The organism is Leucobacter sp. HNU (assembly GCF_047946755.1).
Classification (GTDB): domain Bacteria; phylum Actinomycetota; class Actinomycetes; order Actinomycetales; family Microbacteriaceae; genus Leucobacter.
Genome location: NZ_CP178837.1, coordinates 1,977,900 through 2,003,429, shown reverse-complemented (window position 1 = coordinate 2,003,429; position 25,530 = coordinate 1,977,900). Strand labels below are relative to the sequence as shown.

18 protein-coding genes and 5 pseudogenes are annotated in these 25,530 nt (G+C 70.8%); 12 read left to right on the top strand and 11 right to left on the bottom strand.

Annotation, left to right across the window (positions count from 1 at the left end; all coding sequences use genetic code 11):
• The first annotated feature begins 114 nt into the window (after window positions 1–114).
• Window positions 115–996, top strand: coding sequence for a helix-turn-helix domain-containing protein (locus AB3K78_RS09900; protein ID WP_416447339.1), 882 nt, complete (start codon window positions 115–117; stop codon window positions 994–996).
• Window positions 997–1,005: 9 nt separating this feature from the next.
• On the opposite strand, the gene AB3K78_RS09895 is transcribed toward AB3K78_RS09900, so the two are convergent.
• Complete coding sequence (locus AB3K78_RS09895) at window positions 1,006–1,974, bottom strand: YeiH family protein (RefSeq protein ID WP_416447338.1); 969 nt, start codon at window positions 1,972–1,974, stop codon at window positions 1,006–1,008.
• Window positions 1,975–2,129: 155 nt separating this feature from the next.
• On the opposite strand from AB3K78_RS09895, the gene AB3K78_RS09890 reads away from it, so the two are divergent.
• Entirely contained in the window at window positions 2,130–3,050 is a 921-nt protein-coding gene (locus AB3K78_RS09890) for a LysR family transcriptional regulator (RefSeq protein ID WP_416442825.1), read from the top strand.
• On the opposite strand, the gene AB3K78_RS09885 is transcribed toward AB3K78_RS09890, so the two are convergent.
• From AB3K78_RS09885 to AB3K78_RS09875, 3 genes are read right to left on the bottom strand one after another with little or no spacing between them, the layout of a single operon-like run.
• Entirely contained in the window at window positions 3,047–3,946 is a 900-nt protein-coding gene (locus AB3K78_RS09885) for an ABC transporter permease (RefSeq protein WP_416442823.1), read from the bottom strand. The genes AB3K78_RS09890 and AB3K78_RS09885 overlap by 4 nt on opposite strands.
• Window positions 3,853–4,194: a hypothetical protein gene (locus AB3K78_RS09880; RefSeq protein WP_416442821.1), complete on the bottom strand. Its 342-nt coding sequence runs from the start codon at window positions 4,192–4,194 to the stop codon at window positions 3,853–3,855. Before AB3K78_RS09880 ends, AB3K78_RS09885 begins: the two co-directional genes overlap by 94 nt.
• Window positions 4,191–5,144: an ABC transporter ATP-binding protein gene (locus AB3K78_RS09875; protein ID WP_416442819.1), complete on the bottom strand. Its 954-nt coding sequence runs from the start codon at window positions 5,142–5,144 to the stop codon at window positions 4,191–4,193. The genes AB3K78_RS09880 and AB3K78_RS09875 overlap by 4 nt, the downstream gene beginning before the upstream one ends.
• Window positions 5,145–5,233: 89 nt before the next feature.
• On the opposite strand from AB3K78_RS09875, the pseudogene AB3K78_RS09870 reads away from it, so the two are divergent.
• Window positions 5,234–7,365 (top strand): annotated as a pseudogene (locus AB3K78_RS09870) (DEAD/DEAH box helicase).
• A gap of 242 nt (window positions 7,366–7,607) precedes the next feature.
• Here AB3K78_RS09870 and AB3K78_RS09865 read toward each other — a convergent pair.
• Both AB3K78_RS09865 and AB3K78_RS09860 read right to left on the bottom strand, forming a co-directional pair.
• Window positions 7,608–9,310, bottom strand: a pseudogene (locus AB3K78_RS09865) (thiamine pyrophosphate-binding protein).
• A gap of 300 nt (window positions 9,311–9,610) precedes the next feature.
• On the bottom strand, window positions 9,611–10,180 hold the full coding sequence (locus tag AB3K78_RS09860) for a TetR family transcriptional regulator (protein WP_416442817.1): 570 nt from the start codon (window positions 10,178–10,180) through the stop codon (window positions 9,611–9,613).
• A gap of 213 nt (window positions 10,181–10,393) precedes the next feature.
• Between AB3K78_RS09860 and AB3K78_RS09855 the strand changes: the two genes are divergently transcribed.
• The 4 genes from AB3K78_RS09855 to AB3K78_RS09840 all read left to right on the top strand — a co-directional run bounded on the left by AB3K78_RS09855 (window position 10,394) and on the right by AB3K78_RS09840 (window position 14,176).
• The gene (locus tag AB3K78_RS09855; RefSeq protein WP_416442815.1) at window positions 10,394–10,873 is read left to right on the top strand and encodes a DUF3237 domain-containing protein; all 480 of its coding nucleotides are present in this window, start codon (window positions 10,394–10,396) and stop codon (window positions 10,871–10,873) included.
• A 32-nt stretch (window positions 10,874–10,905) separates the two neighbouring features.
• Window positions 10,906–12,213 (top strand): flavin-dependent oxidoreductase, encoded by a 1,308-nt coding sequence (locus AB3K78_RS09850; RefSeq protein ID WP_416442813.1) that lies wholly within the window; start codon window positions 10,906–10,908, stop codon window positions 12,211–12,213.
• The gene (locus tag AB3K78_RS09845; protein ID WP_416442811.1) at window positions 12,210–12,692 is read left to right on the top strand and encodes a DUF3237 domain-containing protein; all 483 of its coding nucleotides are present in this window, start codon (window positions 12,210–12,212) and stop codon (window positions 12,690–12,692) included. Before AB3K78_RS09850 ends, AB3K78_RS09845 begins: the two co-directional genes overlap by 4 nt.
• A 110-nt stretch (window positions 12,693–12,802) precedes the next feature.
• Complete coding sequence (locus tag AB3K78_RS09840; protein ID WP_416442809.1) at window positions 12,803–14,176, top strand: MFS transporter; 1,374 nt, start codon at window positions 12,803–12,805, stop codon at window positions 14,174–14,176.
• A 43-nt stretch (window positions 14,177–14,219) separates the two neighbouring features.
• On the opposite strand, the gene AB3K78_RS09835 is transcribed toward AB3K78_RS09840, so the two are convergent.
• Together AB3K78_RS09835 and AB3K78_RS09830 are read right to left on the bottom strand one after the other, a co-directional pair.
• Window positions 14,220–14,378, bottom strand: a complete 159-nt coding sequence (locus tag AB3K78_RS09835; protein ID WP_416442807.1) for a hypothetical protein — start codon at window positions 14,376–14,378, stop codon at window positions 14,220–14,222.
• A 53-nt stretch (window positions 14,379–14,431) separates the two neighbouring features.
• A complete protein-coding gene (locus AB3K78_RS09830; protein ID WP_416442805.1) occupies window positions 14,432–14,938 on the bottom strand; it encodes an IclR family transcriptional regulator in 507 nt (168 codons plus the stop codon).
• Between the two features lie 189 nt (window positions 14,939–15,127).
• On the opposite strand from AB3K78_RS09830, the gene AB3K78_RS09825 reads away from it, so the two are divergent.
• Window positions 15,128–17,035, top strand: coding sequence for an FAD-dependent monooxygenase (locus AB3K78_RS09825; RefSeq protein WP_416442803.1), 1,908 nt, complete (start codon window positions 15,128–15,130; stop codon window positions 17,033–17,035).
• Between the two features lie 68 nt (window positions 17,036–17,103).
• Here the strand turns inward: AB3K78_RS09825 and AB3K78_RS09820 are convergent, their stop codons facing one another.
• Window positions 17,104–18,798, bottom strand: coding sequence for a thiamine pyrophosphate-binding protein (locus tag AB3K78_RS09820; RefSeq protein ID WP_416442801.1), 1,695 nt, complete (start codon window positions 18,796–18,798; stop codon window positions 17,104–17,106).
• Between the two features lie 128 nt (window positions 18,799–18,926).
• Between AB3K78_RS09820 and AB3K78_RS09815 the strand changes: the two are divergent.
• The 4 genes and pseudogenes from AB3K78_RS09815 to AB3K78_RS09800 all read left to right on the top strand — a co-directional run bounded on the left by AB3K78_RS09815 (window position 18,927) and on the right by AB3K78_RS09800 (window position 23,307).
• Window positions 18,927–19,624, top strand: a pseudogene (locus AB3K78_RS09815) (GntR family transcriptional regulator).
• Window positions 19,621–21,158, top strand: a pseudogene (locus AB3K78_RS09810) (MmgE/PrpD family protein). The pseudogenes AB3K78_RS09815 and AB3K78_RS09810 overlap by 4 nt, the downstream one beginning before the upstream one ends.
• Complete coding sequence (gene prpB, locus AB3K78_RS09805) at window positions 21,158–22,069, top strand: methylisocitrate lyase (protein ID WP_416442799.1); 912 nt, start codon at window positions 21,158–21,160, stop codon at window positions 22,067–22,069. Before AB3K78_RS09810 ends, prpB begins: the two are co-directional and overlap by 1 nt.
• Before the next feature lie 108 nt (window positions 22,070–22,177).
• Window positions 22,178–23,307: pseudogene (locus AB3K78_RS09800) on the top strand (bifunctional 2-methylcitrate synthase/citrate synthase).
• A gap of 77 nt (window positions 23,308–23,384) precedes the next feature.
• Here AB3K78_RS09800 and AB3K78_RS09795 read toward each other — a convergent pair.
• Together AB3K78_RS09795 and AB3K78_RS09790 are read right to left on the bottom strand one after the other, a co-directional pair.
• Complete coding sequence (locus AB3K78_RS09795; RefSeq protein WP_416442797.1) at window positions 23,385–24,740, bottom strand: NAD-dependent succinate-semialdehyde dehydrogenase; 1,356 nt, start codon at window positions 24,738–24,740, stop codon at window positions 23,385–23,387.
• Between the two features lie 125 nt (window positions 24,741–24,865).
• Entirely contained in the window at window positions 24,866–25,528 is a 663-nt protein-coding gene (locus tag AB3K78_RS09790; protein ID WP_416442795.1) for a cyclase family protein, read from the bottom strand.
• Window positions 25,529–25,530 lie beyond the last annotated feature (2 nt).

The window sequence follows — 25,530 nt, the reverse complement described above, 5'->3', positions numbered from 1 at the left end:
CGAAGTGTTATCCTCGCCGGAGAGGTGATTCGCATGCAGCTCACGACGGTGTCGGCTCAGACCGGTTCGGCTCCCCATGTTGGCCGGGCAGACGACCTTCCGGCGTTCCGCTCGATGATCTCGACGTCCTTCGTGCCGCTCGAGGTCAGCGCCGAACGCTCCGAGGGGTTCTCGGCGCGCATCAGTTCGGCCGACGCGGACGGGGTCGCGTTCACCGAGGTCGCCGCCGCGCCGCACCTCGTCGAGCGGACCCAGGCGATGATCGACAACGGTGGCAGCGGGCACTACAAGATGAGCCTGCTGCTCTCGGGATCGAGCATCCTGATCCAGGACGGCAAGGAACTCGTCATGCACCCGGGCGACCTCTCGATCTACGACACCTCCCGGCCCTACTCCCTGATGTTCACCGAGACGTTCCGCAACCTCATCGTCATGTTCCCCAAGAACCGGCTCGAACTGCCGGGCTCCTTCGCGCAGCAGCTCACCGCCGAGTCCCTCGGGGCGCAGCATCCCGCGCTCTCATCGGTGCTCGCCGCGTTCCTCACGCAGTTCCCGGCGCAGCTCACCGAGCTCGGCCCGCGCGTGCAGGCGAAGCTCGCGCACACGAGCCTCGACCTCATCAGCACGCTGCTGTCGACGATCCTCGACGCGGATCCCGTGCAGCGGGACCCGCACCAGGTGCTGATGCAGAAGATCACCGACTACATCGACGCGAACCTCGGATCCTCCGAGCTGTCGCCCGGCAGCATCGCGGCCGCGCACTACATCTCGACCCGGCATCTGCACACGCTGTTCCGGCCGATGGGCGTGACGGTGTCGACCTGGATTCGCGAGCGCCGGCTCGAGCGCTGCCGCATGGACCTGCTCGATCCGCTGCTCGCCGAGCGGCCGGTGTCCGCGCTCGCGTCGCGCTGGGGCTTCGTCGACGCCGCGCACTTCAGCCGCGTGTTCAAGGCCGCCTACGGTGTCTCGCCGACGGAGGCCCGGCGGGCCTGATCCCGTCGCTCAGCCCATGGCGCCGGTCAGCGCCATGGTGGTCAGCGTGGTCGCGGTCACGAGCAGCGAGAGGATGGCGCCGAGCCCGAGCGGCTTGAGCCCCGCGCGGCGGATCGCGCCGAGATCGGTCGAGAGGCCGATCCCGGCGAGGGCGGTCGCGACGAGGAACACGCTCGTGCTCGTCATCACCTGCGTCGCGGCGGGCGGGATCAGGCCGGCCGATACCGCCAGGGTGACGAGCAGGAAGCCGACGAGGAACCACGGCACCAGCCCGACGACGCGGCGGAGCCCGAGGCGCTCGCCGTCGCCGGAGCGTCGGGCCTCCATGCCGGCGAGGCCCACGCTGATCGGGATGATCATGAGGGTGCGCACGAGTTTCACGACGACGGCGAAGCCGAGCGCCTCGGCGCTGAAGACGCTGGCCGCGGCGACCACCGAGCTGGTGTCGTTGACCGCGGTCCCCGCGAGCAGGCCGAAGGCGTGCGGATCGAGGTGCAGCAGGTGGCCGATCACGGGGAACACCGCCACGGCGACGATGTTGAACAGGAACACGGTCGAGATGGCGTAGGAGATCTCGGCGCTCTTCGCCTTGATCACGGGGGAGACCGCGGCGATCGCCGAGGCCCCGCAGATGCCGGTGCCGACGCCGATGAGCGTGCGTATCCGGCGCTCGATCCCCATCGCGCGTCCGATCAGCCAGGCGGCGAGCAGGCAGACCACGAGCGAGGAGATCATGACGGGGAACGACTCGGCCCCGACCCGGAGCACCGCGGCGACGGACAGTTGCGCACCGAGCAGCACGACGGCGCACTGCAGCAGGAACTTGCCCGAATAGCCGATGCCCGGCGCGAGCCGAGGACCGGGTCGGCGGATCGCCGACACGATCACGCCGATGATGATCGCCGGCAGCGCGGAGCCCAGCACGGGCACGACGGATCCGATGGCGGTGGCGACGACGGCGATCGCGATGCAGGCCAGCGCACCGGGCAGGACATCCCGTCCGCGGAGGACGAGTCGCGAGGGGAGCGTGCGCAGGGGGTCGGTTGCATGCTCTCCAGCATGGCCGCTCGAGCGCGCCGAAGAGAACGACGGGTGCGTTGTCCGGGTACAAGCCCGGTTTGTAGCATGGAAGAGTGAACCTCCCCGAACTCGCGGAACTCGAGCTGCTCGACGCGGTGGCCCGCGCGGGCAGCCTTTCGGCCGCCGCGCGGGAGCTCGGCGTCAGCCAGCAGGCGGTGTCGTCGCGGTTGCGCGGCACGGAGCGTCGGCTCGGGCTCTCCCTCGTCACCCGATCCACGACCGGCGCGGTGCCGACCGATGCCGGGGACGCGGTGCTCTCGGGCGCCCGTGACGTGCTCGCCGCCGCGCGCCGCCTCGCCGAGACGATCGACGGGCTGCGCGGGAGCGTCGGCGGCGTGCTCACCGTCGCCGCGAGCCAGACCATCGCGGCGCACCTGCTCCCCGGCTGGGTGCTCGCCATGCGACGGACCCAATCCGATCGCGGACGGGCGCCCGCCGAGACCGGCCTCCGCACCGGCAACAGCGCCGAGGTGATCCGGCTGGTGCGCGAGGGACGGGCCGACCTCGGCTTCATCGAATCACCGCTCGCCCCGAGCGGGCTCGCCTGCCGAGTCGTGCGGACCGACCGAATGGTGCTCGTGGTCGCGAACGAGCACCCCTGGACGCGGCGCGAACACGGCGTCGATCTCGCCGAGATCTCCGAAACGCCGCTCGTCGCCCGCGAGGTCGGCAGCGGAACCCGCGAGGCGTTCGAGACCGAGGTGCGGCGACGACTCGGGCGCGAGGCCGCGGCGCCCGAACTCGTGCTCTCGACCGAAGCGGCGGTGCGCTCCGCGGTTGCCGGCGGGCTCGGTCCCGCCGTCCTCAGCGAACTGACGGTCGCGGACGATCTGCGGCTCGGCCGGGTGCGCGAGGTCGAACTGCTCGGCGAGCCGATCACCCGCCCCCTGGCCGCGGTCTGGCGGGGGAGCGACCGCGATCTCTTCGGCGCGGCGCGAGATCTCGTGGAGGCGGCGGCCGCCCGGCGGAGCTAGGCGACCCGGGCGCCGCGCGGCAGCTTCGCCGCGGGGGTGCGGAGACGCCGGTGGCCGGCCCAGAGGAGCCCGGCCGCGAGCGCCAGCTGGATCGCGGCGCCGATCCACCACACGGGAGCACCGGTCTCGGCGGACCCCGCCGCGGGTGCGTTGCGGGGAGCCGGGCAGTCGCTCCAGGCCTGCGCCTGCGCGCGGTCGTCCTGCAGCCCTCGCACGAGGGTCGAGATCCCTGAGAACAGGTCGTCGGAGGAGCGGGGGCCGTCGGCGCGTGGGGCGACCATGTCGGCGACGATCACGAAGGGGTTCGGGGTGAGCACCCACCAGATGCCGGACGTCGGGGAGATGGGCACCGTGGTCGCCTCCGTCACGCACTCGACCGGGACCGCCTCCGTGCACCGGGCGATGGCGGCCTCGTCGTTCGAGCCGGCCGAGCAGGCATCGACGGCGTTCCAATAGCTCGGTGAAAAGGTCTGGTAGGTGATGTCGACGTAGCGCGTGCTGACCCCGACCGACAGTGCGAACGCGATCAGGGTGCCGATGGAGAGCAGCGCGACCAGCAGATAGGCGGTGACGATCGCGAAGACCTGGGACGAGATCATCGCCGAGAGGGCGACCCCGAACACCGTGAAGACGCCGATCTGCAGCGCCAGGGCGAGCACGGCCACGAGGAGCTGCAGCGGATCGGTTCGCGAGAGCAGCAGGCTGGCCACCACGAAGGGCGCGGCGACCACCAGGAACGCGAAACCGGTGATCCAGGCCGCGAGGGCCTTGCCAAGCAGGAGCGACCAGGTGCCGATCAGCGTCACCTGGGTGGTCGCGAGCGTCCCGCCCGAGCGTTCCGCGCTGATGGAGCCGGCGGAGATCGCCGGCGCCACCAGGGTGCCGAACAGCAGCACGAAGTAGACGATGACCGAGAAGAGGGGTACGAATCGAAGCCCTGCCCGTATGCGCCGCTCATCGCGGACAGCCAGAGCCACATCGCTCCCGTCACCACGCCGATCAGGCAGAACCAGACGATCGCGAGGACGAGGAGCGTGCGCGAGCGCAGGCGCTGGCGCAGTTCGAGCGCGGCGATGTGCAGCAGGCCTCGCCAGAAGCCCGGCGGACGGATCTCGAACGCCGGAGCGAGCGCGGTGTCGGTCATCGGGGCTCCTCCGGGGCGGTCGCGGATTCGGATCCCGGGTGCGAGAGCCGCACGAAGGCCTGCTCGAGCGCGCTCGACGCCGGGGAGAACTCGACGACGGGGACCCCGGCGGCGACGAGGGCCGAGAGCGCGTTCGCGGCGGCGGCCTCGTCCGCCGCGTCGATCAGGTGCACGGTTCCACTGAGCGACGCCCGGCTCGTGGCGGGGATGCCCAGCCGGTCGAGCTCGGCCACGAGCGCGCGCTCGTCGAGCGAGCGGATACGCCAGCGGCTGCCGCGCTGCAGCGCGGCGTCGACGGCCTCGGGGGCGGTGGTCAGGCCCCTGCGGAGGAACACCACCCCGGTCGAGATCTCGTCGAGCTCGTCGAGCACATGGCTCGTGACGAGGATCGCGACCCCGTCTGCGGCGAGCTCCGTGAGCATGCGGCGCTGCGTCAGCCGGGCCTCCGGGTCGAGACCGGACGCCGGCTCGTCGAGCAGGAGGACGCGCGGGCGGTGCACGAGGGCCCGTGCCAGGCTGAGCCGTTGCTTCTGTCCGCGGGACAGGGTGTTGCTGCGCTGGCCCGCGAGCTCGGCGAGCTCGGTCTGCGCGAGCAGCTCGTCGGTCCGTTCCGCCGCCGCGGCGCCGCGGAGACCGTACATGCCGCACACGGCGAGCAGCGTCTCCCGCACGGTCAGCGCCGGCCAGACGCCGAGGGCATCGGGCATCCAGCCGAGCGCGGTGCGGGCCGCCAGCGGATCCGCGATCGCGTCCCGGCCGGCGATCCGGACGGTGCCGCGGTCGGGGCGCAGCAGGGTCGCGAGCATCAGCATGAGGGTCGTCTTGCCGCTGCCGTTGGGACCGACCAGCGCCGTGATCTCGCCGGGCGCGACCGAGAGCGTCGCGTTGTGGACCACCGGGATCTCGCCGAAGCTGCGCGAGAGCCCGACGGCCTCGATCGCTGGTTCCATGCGCCGGAGTCTAACGGAGCGACCCCGTGGAAAACCGGGGTGCGGAACGACGTTCCCCGCGCGTCACCGGGATCGCGTAGAATAGCATGATGCGCGAAAACGAGAGCCCCGTCACGAGCGAGGCCGAGAACGAACCCACCACCCCCGCCGAAGAACCGGAACAGCGGGTGACGTTCGCCGACCTCGGTCTTGCCGACGACGTCCTCCGCGCGATCACCGACGTCGGCTACGAGAACCCGTCGGCGATCCAGGCCGCCACCATCCCCGTGCTGCTCGAGGGCCGCGACGTCGTCGGCCTGGCGCAGACGGGCACCGGCAAGACCGCGGCGTTCGCGCTGCCGGTGCTGTCACGCATCGACGCGGGCCAGGGGTGCCGCAGGCGCTCGTGCTGGCGCCGACGCGCGAGCTCGCGCTGCAGGTCTGCGAGGCGTTCGAGAGCTACGCCGCCCACCTGCCCGAGGTGCACCTGCTTCCGGTCTACGGCGGGCAGTCGTACACCCAGCAGCTCTCGGCGCTGCGTCGCGGCGTCGACATCGTCGTGGGCACCCCCGGCCGGATCATGGACCACATGAAGCGCGGCTCGCTCGATCTCTCGCAGATCAAGTACCTCGTGCTCGACGAGGCCGACGAGATGCTCAAGATGGGCTTCGCCGAGGACGTCGAGACGATCCTCGCCGATACTCCCGACGAGAAGCAGGTCGCGCTGTTCTCTGCGACCATGCCGGCGCAGATCCGCCGCATCTCGCAGCAGTACCTGAACGACCCCGAAGAGATCAAGATCGCGGGCAAGACCCAGACGAGCTCGAACATCACGCAGCGGTACGTCGTCTGCTCCTACCAGCAGAAGCTCGACGCGCTCACCCGCATCCTCGAGGTCGAAGAATTCGACGGCCTGATCGTCTTCACCCGCACCCGCGGAGACTCCGAGCAGGTCGCCGAGAAGCTGCGCGCACGCGGCTACTCGGCCGCGGCGATCAACGGCGACATCCAGCAGGCGCAGCGCGAGCGCACCGTGCAGGCGCTGAAGGACGGCAAGCTCGACGTGCTCGTCGCGACCGACGTCGCAGCCCGCGGCCTCGACGTCGAACGCATCAGCCACGTCATCAACTACGACCTGCCGATCGACACCGAGTCGTACGTGCACCGCATCGGCCGCACCGGCCGCGCCGGCCGCTCGGGCGATGCCATCAGCTTCGTCACCCCTCGCGAGCGCCGCCTGCTCAAGGCGATCGAGAAGACCACCAAGCAGCCGCTCACGCAGATGCAGCTGCCGCAGGTCGACGAGGTCAACGCGACCCGTCTCTCCCGCTTCGACGATGCGATCACCTCGGCGCTCGCCGAGACCAAGCGCATCGACGCGTTCCGCGACATCATCGCCCACTACGTGCGTCACCACGACGTGCCGGAGACCGACGTGGCCGCTGCGCTCGCGGTCGTGGCGCAGGGCGACACCCCGCTCCTGCTCACCGAAGCCGACGACCGCCAGTTCGAGCGCGATCGCCGCACCGCCAAGACCTTCCTCGAAGACCGTCCCGAGCGCGAGCGCCCGGGCCGCGACCGAGAGGATCGCGGCCCGCGCCAGACGCGCGACGATCTGCAGCAGTACCGCATCGAGGTGGGCCGCCGCCAGCGCGTGCAGCCCGGCCAGATCGTGGGCGCGCTCGCGAACGAGGGCAACCTGACCCGCGACGACTTCGGTCGCATCAAGGTGTTCGACGACTTCTCGCTGGTGGAGCTGCCGAAGGATCTGCCGAGCGAGACGCTCGAGGCGCTGAGCCAGACCCGCATCGGGGGCACCCCCATCAACATCGCGGTCGACAACGGCCCGCAGCGCGGTGGCGACCGTGGCGGGCGTTCGTACGGCGACCGCGATCGTGGCGGTGACCGTGGTGGTCGTTCGTACGGCGATCGCGATCGCGGTGGTGACCGTGGTGGTCGTTCGTACGGGGACCGGGATCGCGGTGGTGACCGTGGTGGTCGTTCGTACGGGGACCGGGATCGCGGTGGTGACCGTGGTGGTCGTTCGTACGGGGACCGCGACCGTGGCGGTGACCGTGGTGGTCGTTCGTACGGGGACCGGGATCGCGGTGGTGACCGTGGTGGTCGTTCGTACGGCGATCGCGATCGCGGTGGCGACCGCGGCGGCCGCTCGTGGGATCGCGGTGATCGTCGCGACTCGGGCGAGAACCGTTCCGACGGCAAGCGCAAGCCGCGCTGGTAGCCCGCCGCTCCTGAGCGAGCACCGTTGAACGAGGCGCCGTTCCCCCGGCAAGGGGAGCGGCGCTTCGTCGTTCTCAGGGCTCTACGCGCGGGGCACGACCCCTGCCGAGGAACTCGGAGCGCGGTGGATGCCCGTTCGGTCGGCTCGCACGCCACGAAACCGTCCGACTGAACGCGAATCCACCGCGTGAACGGTGCAGCGCAGGCGCTCAGGCGCGCGTGAACGCCGCCCGGCCGCCGGACTCAGGCCACGCCGTTGACCCGCTGGATCTCGACCTGGTACGGGGCCACGACGCTCGACGAGATCCGGCAGTCCAGCAGGATCGTGCCGTCGCCGCCGGCGTCGTTCCAATCGGCGAGCGCGTCGAGGTCCGAGAGCCGCTCGACCCGCACGCCCGTCGCGCCGAGCGCGGAGGCGAGGCCCGCGAAGTTCGCGTCGGGGATCCGCATGGGGGTCTGATCCAGGCCCATGCGACCGTAGAGATGCACCTCGGCGCCGTAGGCGGCGTCGTTCCAGACGACGATCACGCAGCGGCGCGCGGTGCGGATCGCGGTCTCGAGGTCGGCGAGCGCCATGAGCCCGCCGCCGTCGCCCGTCGAAAGCACCACGGTGGAGTCGGGGGCGGCCGCGGCGACGCCCGCGACGGTCGAGAAGCCGAGCCCGATGGTCTGGTAGGCGGTGCCGACCATCGCCATCCGCTCGGGCGAGGCCACGGGCCAGAACATGTTGGTCCAGCCGATGAAGTGGCCGCCGTCGGTGGTGACGTGCCGGTCCTCGGGCAGCAGTTCTGCGAGGCGGGCGCCCACGGCCCGCGGGTCGAGACGACCGTCGGGGCAGATCCCGTCGGGGTGTTCGTCGAGGCCGGTGTCGCGGACCCGCAGGGCACCGCCCGGTTCGAGCCCTGCGACGCGCTCGCGCCACCCGCTGGGCTCGGGTCGCGCGTCCGCGAGCGACTCCGCCAGCGCACCGAGCACCGTGCGGGCATCGCCCTGCAGCAGTGTCTGCGTGATCGGGTGCGCGGACTTCGGAGGCGCGACGCGGTCGACGTCGATGCGGATCAGCTCGGTTCCCGCGCCGAGCAGCTCGCCGAATCGCATGGTGAACTGGTTGAGGCTCGCGCCGACCGCGAGGACGACGTCGGCGGTCCCGAGGAGTTCCATCGCCGCTTCCTGTCCGAATCCGCCGGTGACACCGAGGTCGTAGCGCTGCTCAGGGAAGATGCCGCGCCCGAGCGCCGTCGACGAGGTGAGGGCGCCCAGCGCGTCGGCGAGCGCGCCCAGCTCGGAGGCCGCGCCCGAGATCCACGCCCCGCGGCCGGCGAGGATCAGGGGCGTTCCGCGCGCGCGAGCGCCGCGACGGCCCGGTCGAGGGCCTGAAGGTCGAGGGAGGGCGCTTCGGCGGCGCCGAGCGGACGTTCGCCGTGCGGAGACGGGGCCGAGGCAGCGGCCGAGGGGAGTGATGCTGCGTCGAGCGTGCCGGTCGCCGCGGCTTCCCCGGTCGCTGCGGTGGGGAGATCGTAGGGGATCGCGAGCACGACGGGTCGACGGGTGCGGACGGCCGAATCGGCAGCGCGTTCCACCAGTGCATCGATCCCGGCCGTGCCCACCGTCAAGGTGCGTACGCCGATAGCCGCGGCGAGGAGTTCCTGGTCGACGTCCCAGGGGCGCGGCCCGCCGGTGGGCGCATCGCCGACCACGACGAGCATCGGGATCCGGGCCTGTGCGGACTCCGCGAGGGCGGTGAGCGTGTTCGTGAATCCGGCACCGTAGGTGGTGCTCGCGATCGCGAGCCCGCCCCCGACGCGGTGGTAGGCGTCTGCGGAGGCAACGGTCGCGGCCTCGTGACGCACCGTGGTGATCGGCAGCCCGGCTTCGCGCAGCGCCTCCATCAGGTGGGCGTTGCCGTTGCCCATCAGTGCGAACGCGTGGGTGGCGTGCCGGGCCAGCGCGGTCGCGAGGGCCGTGGAGACGGTGGCTGCCGGGGCGGCGGGATCCGCGGAACGCGGTGAGTCCGACCGGCCGTGGTCGGTTCCGGCGGAGGGGGAACAGGGTATGCGGGCGCGTGCTGAGACATGCTGAGCTCCGAGACGTCGATGTACGAGGAAGCTGTATGTCTCGCCGTTGCCGGTTCAGCGCCCCTTTTTCGAACGCCTTCTGCGATGCCCCGGTCGGATCCGCCGACCGGTCGCTGATGGACGAGCAGAGCATAGCGCCCGAGCGGCGCAGTTGGCAATGCGCGCGGCGGGCTAGAGCGTCGAGATGAGCGCCTCGGCGGCCCGCCGGGCGCGCTCGGTCCGCGCGGGGTCGGGGTCGAAGTCGCCGAGGAAGACGTTGCCGAGCGCGGTGGCGAGCACGCCGTCCGCCGCGACCGCGCAGGCCTCCGCGGCAGCGGTCGGGTGCGCGGACGCGAGCAGCGCCGCGAGGGTGGCCCGCGTTCCCCGGTAGGCCTCCGAGAGGATCCTCGCGATCTCGGGGCGGGTGCGCGAGCTCTCGACGAGGCCGAGGACGACGGCGTTCTCGGCGTCGGAGGCGGTGAGCTCCGCGCCGAAGAGGAACGCGAGCGCGGACTCGAGGGTGCGCGTGCCCCGTGGCAGGATCGTGGGCGTCCCGTCCTCGTCGGAGAACACTTCGCGTGCGGTCGCGGCGAGCAGCTGATCCCGGTTCCCCACGAAGTGCCGTACGTGCCCGCGCGACATCCCGGCGGTCTCCGCGATCCGGTCGAGGGTGGTGCCGCTGACGCCGTGCGCTGCCATGGTGCGCTGCGTGGCGTCGATGATCTGGGCACGACGCTCCGCGGCGACGGTCGGACGTGGCATCGGGCCTCCAAACGCTCTCCAGCGCAGGATAGCGCGAGCGGGCGAGGGATCTCGAATCTAGTCGGACTTGACTAATAACTCGACGGGACCCTAACCTGGCTCCTGCCGAGCCGCTCCCGCGACCCGGCGCAGGCCGTGACGAAGCGGCGCGGCCAGCACCGGATGCGCCGCGGCCATCGGAACGGTGCCGAACCGCGAAGCGGAAGGAACGTCATGGTGGAGCAGCTGCTCGCCCCGGAATTCGAGTACGCGTTCGAGCTCCGGGTCGAGGTCGAAGACGCCCTGCCGGTCGGCGGGCGGGTCCCCGACGAGGGACTGCACTTCGCCGCGATCGTCGGAGGCGAGTTCGACGGGCCGCTGCTCAGCGGCCGGGTGCTCCCCGGCGGAGGCGACTGGTGGGTCGGCTCGGGTCTCACCGCGCGCCTCGACGCCCGGTACCTCATCGAAGCTCGGACCGGCAACGGGCCGGTGGCGATCGACGTCGTGAATCGCGGATACTGGCGGATCTCGCCGAGCGCAGCTGATCGGCTCGAAGCCGGGGAAGTCATCGGCGAGGACGAGCTGTACTACCGCACGGCCTTCGTGTTCCAGACCGAGTGCGAGGAGCTGCACTGGCTCGTCGCATCGCAGTTCGTCGGCTACGCGCGACCCGAACCGGGACGCGTCGTCATCCGGGTGTTCCGTCTGCGCTGAGCGCGGACTCCAATCGAAACGGGGAATCTCCTATGCAGATCGTCATCGTCGGGGCCGGTATCGGAGGCCTCATCACCGCACTCAGCCTGGAGGCCGCGGGATTCCGCGACATCGTGATCGCCGAGCGCAGTCGCGAGATCCGGGGTCTGGGCGTCGGGCTCAACCTCCTGCCGCACGCCGTGCGCGAGCTCACCGAACTCGGGGTGGCCGACCGGATCGCGGCACTCGGCGTCGAACCGGGTACCCTCTCGTACTTCAACCGGCACGGGCAGGCGATCTGGAGCGAGCCTCGGGGGCGTGATGCGGGCTACGCCTGGCCGCAGCTCTCGGTGCATCGCGGTCGCCTGCAGCTCCTCCTCCGAGATCTCGTCGAGGAGCGCCTCGGCGAGGTCATCCGCCTGGGCCACTCGCTCGTGGCGCTCGAGCCCGGAGATGCCGAACACCGGGCGGTCGCGACCTTCGAGGTCGACGGCGGCGAACGCGTCGACCTCGCAGGTGATCTGGTCGTCGCCGCGGACGGGATCCACTCGGTCGCGCGTTCGCTGTGCTATCCCGAGGAGGGCGGGCCGCGATGGGGCGGGCTCACTCTCTGGCGCGGCACCGCCCTCGTCGAGCCGTTCCTGGACGGACGCACCATGATCATGGCGGGCGACGCCGAGCAGAAGTTCGTCGCCTATCCGCTGAGCGGACCGTGCGAGGACGGACGGATCCGGGTCAACTTCATCGCGGAGCGTCGGGGCGGCGGCGTCTCGGGCGCTGACTGGAACCGACAGGTCGAACGCGCGCCGATCGCCGAACTGTTCGCCGATTGGCGCTTCGACTGGCTCGACGTCCCCGGGACGATCGCCGGCGCCGAGGAACTGCTGGAGTACCCCATGGTGGACCGCGACGCGATCCCGCAGTGGACCTTCGGGCGTACGACCCTGCTCGGCGACGCGGCGCACGCCATGTATCCGAACGGCTCGAACGGGGGTTCGCAGGCGACGCTCGACGCTCGGACGCTCGCGTACCACGTCGCGCTCGGCGGCACTGCGGCAGGCGTCCCGGCGGCGCTCGCCGCGTACGAGCTGGATCGGCGACCCGCGACTGCCCGGCTGCTCGAACTGACGCGGCAGACCGGCCCCGAGCGCGTCATGCAGCTGGCCTACGAACGCGCACCCGAGGGGTTCGGCGACGTGCACGAGGCGATCTCGGCGTCGGAACTCGAGGAGATCGCGGCAGAGTACAAGCGGGCGGCCGGGTTTCATCCGTCCGAACTCGCTGCGCGACCGTCGCTCGGCGTGCGTCGGCAGGCCGATGCGCCGCAGGATGCGCTGCAGCACCGTTCCGGCGCGGCATGAGCTCCGGCGGTGCGGTGCGGGGCGGGCCGCGGCTCGAGGCGATGCCGGTCGCCGAGATCCGGGTCGAACTCGGCGAACCGCTGGACTTCGGTGAGACGCGGGACGGGCGCCGCCGATTCACCCCGGTGCTGGGGGGCGAATTGTGCGCGATGCCGGGCGAGGGCGCGGAGCTCCTGGGGATCGGGAGGCTGCGGGCGGAGATCCTGCCCGGCGGCGGGGACCGGCAGCTGGTGCGCGTCGATGCCGCCGTCGAGATCGACGCGCGGTATTCCGCGAGGACCGGCGGTGGCGGACTCATCGGGATCCGTGCCGTGGGAGTCCGGGTTCCCGCTGCGCAGGACGGCCCGCCGTACTTTCGGGTGCAGGTGCGGTTCGAGACCGCCGAGCCGGAATTCGCGGAGCTGCAGCGCGCGTTCTTCGTGGCCGACGGGCATCGGGATGCGTCGGAGGTGCGGCACGTCGTGCACCTGATCCGGTGAGCGCGCGACAGCGCGGGCGAACTCCTGTTAGGGTGAACATCTCGAATTGGTGTTCAGATAACGCACATTGCGTTCACTAGTTGGCCGCCGACAAAGGAGTCCCCATCGCCATGTCTTCCGCACCCGCACCCGCGTCCTCCCCGCGAGAGCTGCGCAGAGTCGCCGCCGCGACCGTCATCGGTACCACGATCGAGTGGTACGACTTCTTCCTCTACGCGAGCGCAGCGGGGCTCGTGTTCGGCGAGCTCTTCTTCAAGCCAGCCGGCCCCCAGGCCGCGACGATCATCTCGTTCGCGACGGTCGGCGTGAGCTTCCTGTTCCGGCCTCTCGGCGCCTTCCTGGCCGGTCACTTCGGCGATCGGCTCGGCCGCAAGGCGATGCTCGTGATCACGCTGATCCTCATGGGCGCGGCGACCACGCTCATCGGCGTGCTGCCCACCTACGCGCAGGTCGGCATGCTGGCGCCCGTGCTGCTCATGCTGCTGCGCATCCTGCAGGGGCTCTCGACCGGCGGCGAGTGGGGCGGGGCCGTGCTCATGGCCGTCGAGCACGCGCCGGGCAATCGGCGCGGCCTCATGGGCGCCTACCCGCAGATCGGGGTGCCCGTCGGCCTGCTGCTCGCCTCCGGCGTGCTCGCGCTCATGACCGGTGTGATCTCGCCCGGTGCAGCGTTCCTCGAGTGGGGGTGGCGCATCCCGTTCCTGCTCAGCTTCGTGCTCGTGGTCGTGGGCATCTTCGTGCGTCGTGCGGTCGAGGAGAGCCCGGTCTTCGCCGAGATCTCGGAGCGCAAGGAGCAGACGCGGGTCCCGATCGTGCAGCTCTTCAAGAAGCACTGGCTGCTCGTGATCCTCGCCGCCCTCACCTTCGCGGGCAACAACGCGGCGGGATACATGACGACCGGCGGGTACATCCAGAACTACGCGACGACGCCGATCGCCGAGGGCGGGCTCGTCGGGATGGAGCGCACGCCGGTGCTGCTCGCGGTGGCGGGGGCGTCGCTGGTCTGGCTCGCCGTCACCTTCTTCGCCGGGGCCATCTCGGACCGCATCGGCCGCCGCAACACCTACATCGCCGGGTGGATCGCGTTCCTCGCCGTCATCTTCGTGCTGTTCCCGCTGGTGAACACGGGCAACGTCTGGCTGCTGTTCCTCGGCCTGGCGCTGTTCGCGATCGGCAACGGACTCACCTACGGCCCGCAGGCGGCCTACTTCGCGGAGCTGTTCCCCGCGTCGATCCGCTACTCGGGCGTCTCCATCGCCTACGCCATCGGAGCGATCCTCGGCGGTGCCTTCGCGCCGATGATCTCGGCCTGGCTCGTGGCCGAGACCGGCACCTCCCTGGCGGTGGCCTTCTACATCGCCGGAGTCATGGCCATCGCGTTCGTCGCGACGCTGCTGCTCCGGGACCGCACCGGGATCCCCCTCGGCCCCGAGCATGAGGAGATCCAGCAGCGCGGCCACTTCGTGTGGGAGAAGGCCGCCTGATCCGGGCGGGGTCCGGTCGGCGGCAAGGCCGTCGACCGGACCCTCAGCCGGCCGCCCGCACGATCCGCGCGGCTGCCCGGCGCATCTCGAGTCCGAGTTCCGCGACGTCGTCGGGGACGCCGATGTGCACCACGGCGAGCGCTGCCGGGGGCTCGCCTTCGAGACGCAACGGCACCGCGATCGAGGTGACCCCGCGGATCACCTCGTCGTGGCTCAGCGCGTAGCCGTCGATCCGGCACTGCTCGGCGCCCTCGCTCAGGGGTGCAATCCCGAAGACCGCGGCCCGTTCGGTCGGAGAGAGGAGGCCTCGATCGCGTGCCCGGGGGCGCCGGCGGTTGCCGGGTGCCGGGTGCCGGGACGCTGCGCGACGGTCGCGTGGATGCGGCGGGGTTCGACGCTGACGAGCGTGATGACCTCGGTGCCGTCGAGCACGGTCACGAACGCGGTCATGCCGACCGCGTTGGCGAATCCGGTCAGCTCGGGCAGGGCGGCCGAGTGCAGGGTCGACGCGGCTCCGCGGCCGAGTGCGGCGAGCCTCGGACCGAGCTTGATGAGGCCGGCGTCGTCGCGCAGGACGAAGCGATGTTCCTCCAGGGTCCTCAGGATCCGGTAGGCGTTCGATCGGTGGACGCCGAGGGACTCGGCGAGCTCGCTGATCGACAGCGGGCGTTCGGCGTCGGCGAGCGCTTCGAGGGCTCGGAGGCCGCGGTCGAGCGTCTGCGATCCGGCGGTGCCCGCCGGCGTCTCGGCGGGAGAAACCATGCGACCATTGTGGCGGATCGGGCGGGGTCCCGCGGAGTGCACCGCGGGGGTGCCGGCGCGTTGTGCGCCGGGCGCGCGCGACATATGATGTGTGTGCATTATTCAAACTTGGTGTTCATCTATTGAACACAATTCCGGGGTGGGTCCCCGAAACTCGGCCCGGCGTCACAGCGCAGTGAAGGAGAAGCCATGCAGTTCCACCACCACGGGTACGTATCGGGAGACCCGCGGATCGCCCCCGCGGCCGGCGTCGGCCTCGATCGGCCGGAGGAGCTCCCGAGCGAGATCGATGTGCTCATCGTCGGGTCAGGCCCCGCCGGCATCGTCGCCGCGGCGCAGCTCGCGCAGTTCCCCGACGTGGTGACGCGGGTGGTCGAACGCCGAGACGGCCGGCTGGTGCTCGGGCAGGCCGACGGCATCCAGGCGCGCAGCGTCGAGACCTTCCAGGCCTTCGGCTTCGCGCAGCAGATCATCCAGGAGGCCTATCAGATCACCGAGACGAGCTTCTGGACCCCGGACCCCGCGCAGCCGGCGAACATCGTCCACAGCTCGACCACACCCGACGACCCGCACGGCATCAGCGAGTTCCCCCACCTCATCGTCAATCAGGCGCGCGTGATCGACTACTTCGCCGACTACGCGCGGCGAGCGCCGGCACGCGGCGACATCGACTACGGCACCGAATTCGTCGACCTCGAGGTCACGGGCGAGGGGGAGTATCCGGTGTCGGTGACGCTCCGCAAGGTCTCGGGCTTCAGCGGAGCCGGGATCAACACGGAGAAGGCGGACGGCGACCGGCCCGAGGAGGAGATCGTGGTCCGCGCGAAGTACGTCATCGGCGCAGACGGCGCCAGGTCCTCCGTCCGCCGCGCCATCGGCGGCTCGCTCGCCGGATCCACCTCCCTGCACGCCTGGGGCGTCATGGACGTGCTCGCGGTCACCGACTTCCCCGACTTCCGCAAGAAGTGCATCATCCACTCCGAGGCGGGGTCGATCCTGCACATTCCGCGCGAGGGCAACCATCTGGCGCGCATCTACGTGGATCTCGGCGAGACCGACGAGAACGACGGCGGTCGGGTGCGGCACACCCCGCTCGACGAGGTCATCGCGCGGGCGAACGCGATCCTGCACCCTTACACCCTCGACGTGCGCGACGTCCCCTGGCACAGCGTGTACGAGGTCGCCCACCGCCTGACCGACCGCTTCGACGACGCCGCGAGCTCTCCCGACGGCAAGGGGCGGGTCTTCCTGATGGGAGACGCGTGCCACACCCACAGCGCGAAGGCCGGACAGGGCATGAACGTGTCGATGCAGGACGGCTGGAACCTCGGCTGGAAGCTCGGGTACGTGCTCGAAGGGCGCAGCCCCGAGTCGCTGCTGAAGACCTACTCCGACGAGCGCTGGGTCACGTCGAAGAACCTGATCGATTTCGACCGTGAGTGGTCGTCGCTCATGGCGAAGAAGCCGGAGGAGTTCGACTCGCCGTCCGAGCTGGAGGACTTCTACGTCGCCACCGCCGAGTTCCCCGCCGGCTTCATGACCCAGTACACGGAGTCCATGCTCACCGGGAACGGCGAGCACCAGGACCTGGCGACGGGCTTCCCGCTGGGCAAGCGCTTCAAATCGGTGATGACGACGCGCGTCGCCGACGCCGTGCCGGTGCACCTCGGTCACCACCACCGGGCCGACGGGCGGTTCCGGGTCTACGCCTTCGCCGATCAGGCGGGGGAGCGCCTCGCCGAGTGGGCGTCGTGGATGCTGGAGAACCCGGCATCTCCGGTGCGGCGCTACACGCCGGAGGGCGCCGACATCGACTCGCTGCTCGACGTGAAGGCCGTCTACCAGCGGCCGCACGATCAGGTCGAGCTGGCGTCGGTGCCGAAGCTCTTCCTGCCGGCGAGCGGTCCGTTCGGGCTCACCGACTACGAGAAGGTCTATGCGGCGCTGCCCGGAGACGACATCTTCGAACAGCGGGGCATCGACCGTGCGGGCGCCGTCGTCGTCGTGCGCCCCGATCACTATGTCGCGGCCGTGCTGCCGCTCGATGCACCCGAGCTGGTGGCCGACTACTTCTCTGGTGTCCTGCTCGACCGCTAGCGCGAACGAGACGCTCTTCGGCGGCCCCGCGGCGAGGCGCTCTGGCGGCCTCGCCGCGCTGCTCCGATCTAACGGGTGCGGGGGACGTAGCTCGGCACGGTCGGCGAGACGCGGCAGTCCAGCAGGATCGTGCCCCTCCCACCGGCCGCGCTCCAGGCCGCCAGGGCGTCGAGGTGGGCGATCTCGGTGACCGAGACACCCTGCGCTCCGAGGGCGTTCGCGAGAGCCGCGAAGTCGGCGGCGGAGGAGCCGTCGTTCCAGACCACGATCACGCAGCGTTGCGCGGTGCGGATCGCGGTCTCGACGTCGTCGAGCGCCTGCAGCCCCGGGTCGCTGCCCGTCGACAGCACCGCCGTGGACTCGGGGGCGGCGGCGGCCACGCCGGCGATGGAAGCGCAGCCGAGGCCGATGGCTCGGAACGCCGAACCCACCATGATGGATCGAGCGGGCGAGGCCACCGGCCAGTACCGGCCGGACCAGGCGATCGCCGATCCGCCGTCCGTGGCCACGTACCGGTCGGCCGGAAGCAGCTCGGCGAGGCGCGCGGCGACGGAACGCGGATCGAGGAGCCCGTCGGCGCAGATGCCCGTGGGGTGCTCGGCGAATCCGGTGTCGCGCACGCGGAGTGCGCCGCCGGGCTCGAGCCCCGGCACCCGCTCGCGCCATCCGCTCGGCGCGGGCCGGGACAGCGCGAGGGTCTCGCGCAGTTCGCGCAGCACGGCGGAGGCGTCGCCGCGGAGCCGGTGCTGCACGATCTCGTGGTCCGCCTCGGGCGCGGGGACGTCGTCGACGTCGACGCGCACGACGGTGGTGTGCGGGCCGAACAGGGTGCCGCTCGCGGTGGTGAAGGAGTTGAGGCTCGCTCCCACCACGAGCACCGCGTCGGCCTCCGAGATGAGCCGCATCGCCGCTTCCTGCCCGAGGCCGCCGACGACGCCCAGGTCGAAGTGCTGAGCGGGGAAGATCCCGCGCGCAAGCGCAGTCGTGGCCGTGATCGCGCCCAGCGCGTCGGCCATGAGGCCCAGCTCGGTCGCCGCGCCCGAGAGCCAGGCGCCCCGTCCCGCGATGATCACCGGTCGCATGGCGACCGTCAGCGCCTGCACGGCCGAGGTGCGCTCGACCGGGTTGACGCCCGTGGGCGGGTGCGGAATCGCCGCGGGGGTCGGAGCGGCGGAGGGGAGGGTCGCGGCGCTCAGCGATCGGATGACCGCCGGATCCGAGAGGTCGATACCTCGCGAGCCGGTGGGCGAAGCGGGCGCTCCGATGATGTCGATGGCGACCGACAGCACGACCGGGCGCCGGGTGCGCAGCGCGGAGTCGACCGCGCGGTCGACGATCGCGTCGATGTTGTCGGGCGTGACGGTCAGGGTGCGGACGCCGAGCGCCGCCGCCAGCATCTCCTGGTCGACGTCCCAGGGGCGGTTGCCCGTGGTCGGGGCGTCGGCCGCGAGCACGATGAGCGGCACGCGCGCGCGAGTGGTCTCGGCGAGTGCGGTGAGTGCGTTCGTGAAGCCGGGACCCGTGGTGGTGACGGCCACCGCGAGCGTACCGGTCGCGCGAGCGAAGGCGTCCGCGGAGGCGATGGTCGCGACCTCGTGTCCGACCATGGTGACCCCGATGCCGTGCTGTTCGAGGTCGGTGACCAGCGTGGCGTTGACCCGTGCGATACGGGCGAAGCCCTGCGCGGTGTGGCGGGCGAGCGCGCCCGCGAGCGCCGCGGAGACGGTGGGTGCTGCGGGGGCGACGGGAACGAACTGCGACATGGGCGAAGTCTAGCGGTGAGCGCGGACATCCGGCCGGTTCGGTGCCGACCCCTCTCGCGTTCTGCATGCACAGATGCGATATCGGCGGATCCGTTGCGGATAAGTCGGCATGAGTGTATACATAGAGCATGGCGGTGAACATCGGGGGACGCACGACCGCGGTCGAGCGCGCCTATGCGGCGCTCCTCGAGGAGATCCAGACCGGCGTGCTCCCCGCGGGAGCGGTGCTCGGCGAGGTCGAGCAGTCGGCGCGGCTCGGCATCAGCCGCACACCGCTGCGAGAGGCGCTCGTCCGGCTCGGCTCGGAGGGCTTCGTCGTGCAGCAGTCGCCGCGGGTCACGGTGGTCGCCGGGATCGACGAGGACGACATCCGCAACCTCTTCGAACTGCGACGCGGGCTCGAGGAGCTCGCCGTCCGAGCCGCGGCGGTGCGGGGGATGCCGCGGTGTTCACCGAACTCGCCGAGTCCTTCGGCGTGGCCGCGACCGCGAGCCCCGGGCTCGCCGATCCGGCCGCGCACGCGGGCTACTACGAGCTCATCTCCGCGTACGACGCTGCGGTCGGCGACGCGATCCGCAACGATTACCTCGCCTCGGCGCTGCGCACCGTGCACACGCACCTCGTCAGGGTCCGCCAGCTCGCGAAGGACAACCCCGAGCGCCTCATCGCCTCCGCGGGCGAGCACGCGCTGATCGCCGGTGCGATCGCCGCGGGCGACGCCGCGCTCGCCGCGCACGCCACCCATGTCCATCTGCACAACGCGCTCGTCTCGATCCTGAGCTCCCTCGCGGGCTCGTCCCCGACCCCCACGGAAGGCACGCCATGACCGTCATCCACCATGTCCGCGTCCACAGGAGCGAAGAGGAGCTGCCCCGCGAGGGCCAGCTGGCCTGGAAGATCGCGGAGGTCGCGTCGGACCCGGTCGCGGTCGACGCGGACGTCGTCGACATGATCATCAACCGGGTGATCGACAACGCCTCGGTCGCCGCGGCATCGGTGAACCGCGGACCGATCGTCGCGGCACGTGCGCAGGCGCTCGCCCATCCGGCCTCGACGGGCGGTGCCGGTTCCTCGATCTTCGGCCTGCCGAGCACCGGCGCCGATGCCGGACTGTCGAGCCCGGAGTGGGCGGCCTGGGCGAACGGGGTCGCGGTGCGCGAACTCGACTACCACGACACCTTCCTCGCCGCCGAGTACTCGCACCCCGGCGACAACATCCCGCCGATCCTCGCGGTCGCCCAGCACGTCGGCAGCGACGGAGCCGCGGTGGTCCGGGCGATCGCGACCGGATACGAGATCCAGATGGACCTCGTGCGCGCGATCTGCCTGCACCGGCACAAGATCGACCACGTGGCCCACCTCGGCCCGTCCGCGGCCGCCGGCATCGGGACGCTGCTCGGCCTCGGGACCCCGGTGATCGCGCAGGCGGTCGCGCAGGCGCTGCACACCACCACGGCCACCCGGCAGAGCCGCAAGGGGAGATCTCGACCTGGAAGGCCCACGCCCCGGCGTTCGCGGGAAAGATGGCGATCGAGGCCGTCGACCGCGCCATGCGCGGTCAGACCGCGCCCGCGCCGATCTACGAGGGCGAGGACGGCGTGATCGCCTGGATGCTCGACGGACCGGACGCCGCGTACGAGGTGCCGCTGCCCGCCGCGGGGGAGCCGAAGCGCGCGATCCTCGACAGCTATACGAAGGAGCACTCGGCCGAGTACCAGGCGCAGGCCTGGATCGACCTCGCGCGTAAACTGCACGGCGCGCACCCGGAGCTGGCGGACCCCGCGAACGTCGCGTCGATCGTGCTGCACACGAGCCATCACACCCACTACGTGATCGGCTCCGGCGCGAACGATCCGCAGAAGTACGATCCGAAGGCCTCGCGCGAGACCCTCGACCACTCGATCCCGTATATCTTCGCCGTCGCGCTGCAGGACGGCGGATGGCACCACGTCGACTCCTATGCGCCCGAGCGCGCGGGGCGTCCCGACACGGTCGAGCTGTGGCACAGGATCACCACCGCGGAGGATCCCGAGTGGACCCGTCGGTACCACTCCGAGGACCCCGACGAGAAGGCGTTCGGCGGTCGCGTCGAGATCGTGCTGGCCGACGGCACGACCATCGTCGACGAGATCGCCGTCGCCGACGCCCATCCGCTCGGTGCGCGTCCCTTCGCCCGCGAGAACTACATCGCGAAGTTCCGGACCCTGGCCGAGCCCGTGCTCGAGCCCGCCGAGATCGAGCGCTTCCTCGAGCTCGTGCAGCGCCTGCCGGAGCTGACCCGCGAGGAGGTGCGCGAGCTGAACATCGTCGCGGCCCCCGGAATCCTCGACCTCGCCGCCGCCCCGAAGGGACTCTTCTGATGCTGTATTCCCAGACCACTCCCGAGGAGAAGCGCCGGATCCTCCGCGAGCGTCTCGCGAGCGGCGAGCTGCTGCGCTTCCCCGGTGCCTTCAACCCGCTCTCCGCCCGGCTCATCGAGCGGAAGGGCTTCGACGGCGTCTACATCTCCGGCGCGGTGCTGGCCGCAGACCTGGGGCTGCCCGATATCGGCCTGACCACCCTCACCGAGGTCGCCGGGCGCGGCGAGCAGATCGCCCGCATGACCGAGCTGCCGGCGATCATCGACGCCGACACGGGCTTCGGCGAGCCGATGAACGTCGCCCGCACCGTCCAGAGCCTCGAGAACGCCGGGATCGCGGGATGCCATATCGAGGACCAGATCAATCCCAAGCGGTGCGGCCACCTCGACGGCAAGGCCGTCGTCGACGTCGACACCGCGGTGAAGCGGATCCGGGCAGCGGTCGATGCGCGCCGAGACCCGAACTTCTTGATCATGGCGCGCACCGATATCCGTGCGACCGTGGATGGGCCGGTGGGGTTGGACATCGCCGTAGACCGGGCGAAGGCGCTCGTCGATGCGGGCGCCGACGCGATCTTCCCGGAGGCCATGCGCACGCTCGAGGAGTTCGAGACGATGCGCAGGGCGGTCGACGTGCCACTGCTCGCGAACATGACCGAGTTCGGCAAGAGCGAGCTGTTCAGCGCCCGGCAGCTCGCCGACGTCGGCATGAACATCGTGATCTGGCCCGTATCGATGCTGCGCATCGCGATGGGCGCGACCGGCCGGGCACTCGACGCGCTGAACGAGGAGGGGCACCTGCGGGGTAGCCTCGACCGGATGCAGCACCGGGCGGACCTCTACGACCTGGTCGACTACGAGGAGTACAACCGATTCGATTCCGGAGTGTTCAACTTCGAGGTCGAGCGCTAGTGCGATCCCGCGACCCCGGCGGAGCGCTGGGGTCGCAGGGTTCGCCGAGCCGCGCATGAGATCCTGCGACTGCGCAGGACGAGCCGAAACGCGACGAAGGAGTCGAAGATGACCGACACGGAGATCAGGAAGGGCCTCGCGGGGGTCGTGGTCGACACGACCGCGATCTCGAAGGTCAACCCCGAGAGCAACAGCCTGCTGTACCGCGGGTACCCGGTGCAGGAGCTCGCCGCGACCCAGCCGTTCGAGGCGGTGGCGTACCTGCTCTGGAACGGCGAGCTGCCGACGGGCGAGCAGCTGGCCTCGTTCGAGTCGCTGGAACGCTCGCTGCGCCCGCTCGATCCGCGAACGCTCGCGCTGCTCGACACGCTTCCGAGCGATGCGCATCCGATGGACATCGTGCGCACGGTCGTGAGTCAGCTGGGCACCTTCGACGAGACCCTCCACCGGCCCGGCGGCTGGACCGATCGCGAGCTCGACCTCGGGCGCTCGGCGTACCTGTTCGCGCAGATACCGACCATCGTCGCCGCGGTCCAGCGCCGACGGCGCGGGCAGGACCCCATCCCGCCCCGGGACGACCTCGACTACGCCCGCAACTTCCTCTGGATGACGTTCGGAGAGCTCCCTCCGAGGCGGCGGTCGATGTCTTCCGCATCTCGATGGTGCTCTATGCCGAGCACTCCTTCAACGCGTCGACCTTCACCGCCCGGGTGATCGCGTCCACGACCTCGGACCTCTACTCGGCGGTGGTCGGCGCGATCGGAGCGCTGAAAGGGCCGCTGCACGGCGGCGCCAACGAAGCGGTCATGCACATCCTCGACGAGATCGGATCCGCCGACGCCGTCGTCCCCTGGCTCGATCGCGCGCTCGCCGAGAAGCGTAAGATCATGGGCTTCGGCCATCGGGTCTACAAGCACGGGGACTCCCGCGTGCCGACCATGGATCGCGCCCTCCGGGTGCTGCTCGACGAGTCGGGGGATGCCGGCCTGGCCGAGCTCTACGAGACGCTCGAACGCGAGTTCGTGGCGCGCAAGGGGATCTACCCGAACCTCGACTACCCGTCGGGCCCCGCATATCGTCTGCTCGGCTTCGACACCGAGATCTTCACGCCGCTCTTCATCGCCGCTCGCGTGACGGGGTGGACCGCGCACGTCATGGAGCAGGCGGCATCGAACGCGCTGATCCGGCCGCTGTCGGCGTACGACGGCGCGGACGAGCGCCACGTGCCCGGCGCCTAGCGCTGGGCCGCTCCGACTCGGAACACGCAGAGGGCCCGGGATCCGCCAGGATCCCGGGCCCTCTGCGTGCGAGTGGATTACTCGGCGAAGCGGAAGAGCTTCTTGTTGGCGAACTCCAGCATGCCGCCCTTGCCGAGTTCGCGACCGTAGCCCGACTTCTTCACGCCGCCGAAGGGCACGTCCGCGCCCTCGAGGCCGGCGCCGCCGATGAACACCATGCCCACGTCGAGCTGGTTGCCCACGCGCTCGGCGCGCTCGAGGTCGTCGGCGATGACCACGGAGCCGAGGCCGTACGGCGACGAGTTGGCGAGGCGGATCGCCTCTTCATCGCTGGACACCTTGTAGAGCTGCGCGACGGGACCGAAGAGCTCCTGGCGGTAGACGTCCATCTCGGGGGTCACGCCGCCGATGACGGTCGGGGTGTAGAAGTTGCCCTCGGGCGAGTTGTTGCCCACGAGCACCTCCGCGCCCTGGTCGATCGCGCCCTGCACCTGAGCCTTGAGGGTCTCGGTGGCCTTCTCGGACGAGAGCGGGCCGTAGTTGCCCGCCTCGAGCGACTGGCCGGCGATGGCCTCCTCGAACTTCTTCGAGAACTCGTCGTAGACGGTGTCGAGCACGACGATGCGCTTCGAGCCGTTGCAGGCCTGGCCGGTGTTCTCCATGCGGCCGCCGACCGCGTGCTCGACCGCGTGGTCGATGTCAGCGGTGTCGAGCACGATGAAGACGTCCGAGCCGCCGAGCTCGAGCACGCACTTCTTGAGGTGCTTGCCGGCCTGCTCCGCGACGATCGAGCCCGCGCGCTCCGAACCGGTCAGCGAGACGCCCTGGACGCGGTCGTCGGCGATGATGGTGGAGATCTGCTCGTGGGTGGCGAACACGTTGACGTAGGCGCCCTTGGGGAAGCCAGCGTCGAGGAAGATCTGCTCGAGCGCGAGTGCCGACTCGGGGCACTGCTCGGCGTGCTTCAGGATCACGGTGTTGCCGAGGATCAGGTTCGGGACCGCGAAGCGGGCGACCTGGTAGTAGGGGTAGTTCCACGGCATGATGCCGAGGATCACGCCGATGCCCTGGAACCGGAAGAAGCTCTTCAGGCCGTCCTCGACCTCGAGCTCCTCGTCGGCGAGCCACTTCTCGGCGTTCTTGGCGAACGCCTCGGTGATCGCACCCGAGAACTCCGCCTCGCCGATCGACTGGTCGAGCGGCTTGCCCATCTCGCGGTTGATGATGGCGCCCAGCTCGTCCTTGCGCTCCTCGAAGAGCTCTGCGGCGCGGTGTGCCAGGGCGGCGCGCTCGGCGACCGTGGTGGTGCGCGACCACTCCTGGTAGGTGCGCTGCGTGCTCTCGAGCGCGCTCTCGATCTCCGCCGCGGTGGCGTCGGGGTACTCCTTGACGGTCTCACCGGTCTCGGGATTGATGACGGCGTACTTGCCCATGGATGACACACTCCTTGTGAACTTCGTCGTTAGCGTGGTTGCAGCCAGTTTGGCACACCCGGACGGGGAGCACTAGCTCCGGATTCCCGCGCGGGTCACCGGTTATGGCTACGGATCCCGAGGGTTCAGGGATGGACGGCTTCGGAAACCGTCGTTTCTGCAATCGCGCGGATCGGTGAACCGTCGCCGCCGAAGATCCGGAGTGGCAGCAGTGAAACCCGCACGTTCGCTGGGAGCTGACCGAGCCCGCGCAGATTCTCGACGATGGCGCCGCCGCGACCCAGCCACTGCTCGTGCACCGGTAGCCCCTCGCCCGAGACGGCGCGCGGCGTCGAGTCCGGGCTCAGCGTGTCGACGCCGAGCACGCGGGCCCCGGCGTCCCAGAGCCGCTCCGCGAGGTCCGCGCCGACGAAGGGATGGGTGAACGCGGCATCGGAGCCGAAACGGGTGTCCCACCCGGTGGCGATCAGGACGGCCGGAGGCAGCCGCTCGGGCAGTGCGTCCGAGAGATCCTCGACCTCGTAGGCGGTGTCGGGGCGGGGATCGGCGACGCGCACCACGAGCGCCTCGCCGACCAGCCATTCCAGCGGCAGCTCGTCGACCGTCGCTCCGCCGACGATCGAGTGCGCCGGAGCGTCGATGTGGGTCCCGGCGTGGGATCCCAGGTCGAGCCGGGCGACCGCGACGCCGTCCGCGGGCACCGCGAGCGCCGGCTCGATCCGCACCTCGGGGTCGCCGGGGAAGACGGGCATCCCGGTCTCGAGCGGATGGCTCAGGTCGATGAGCATCC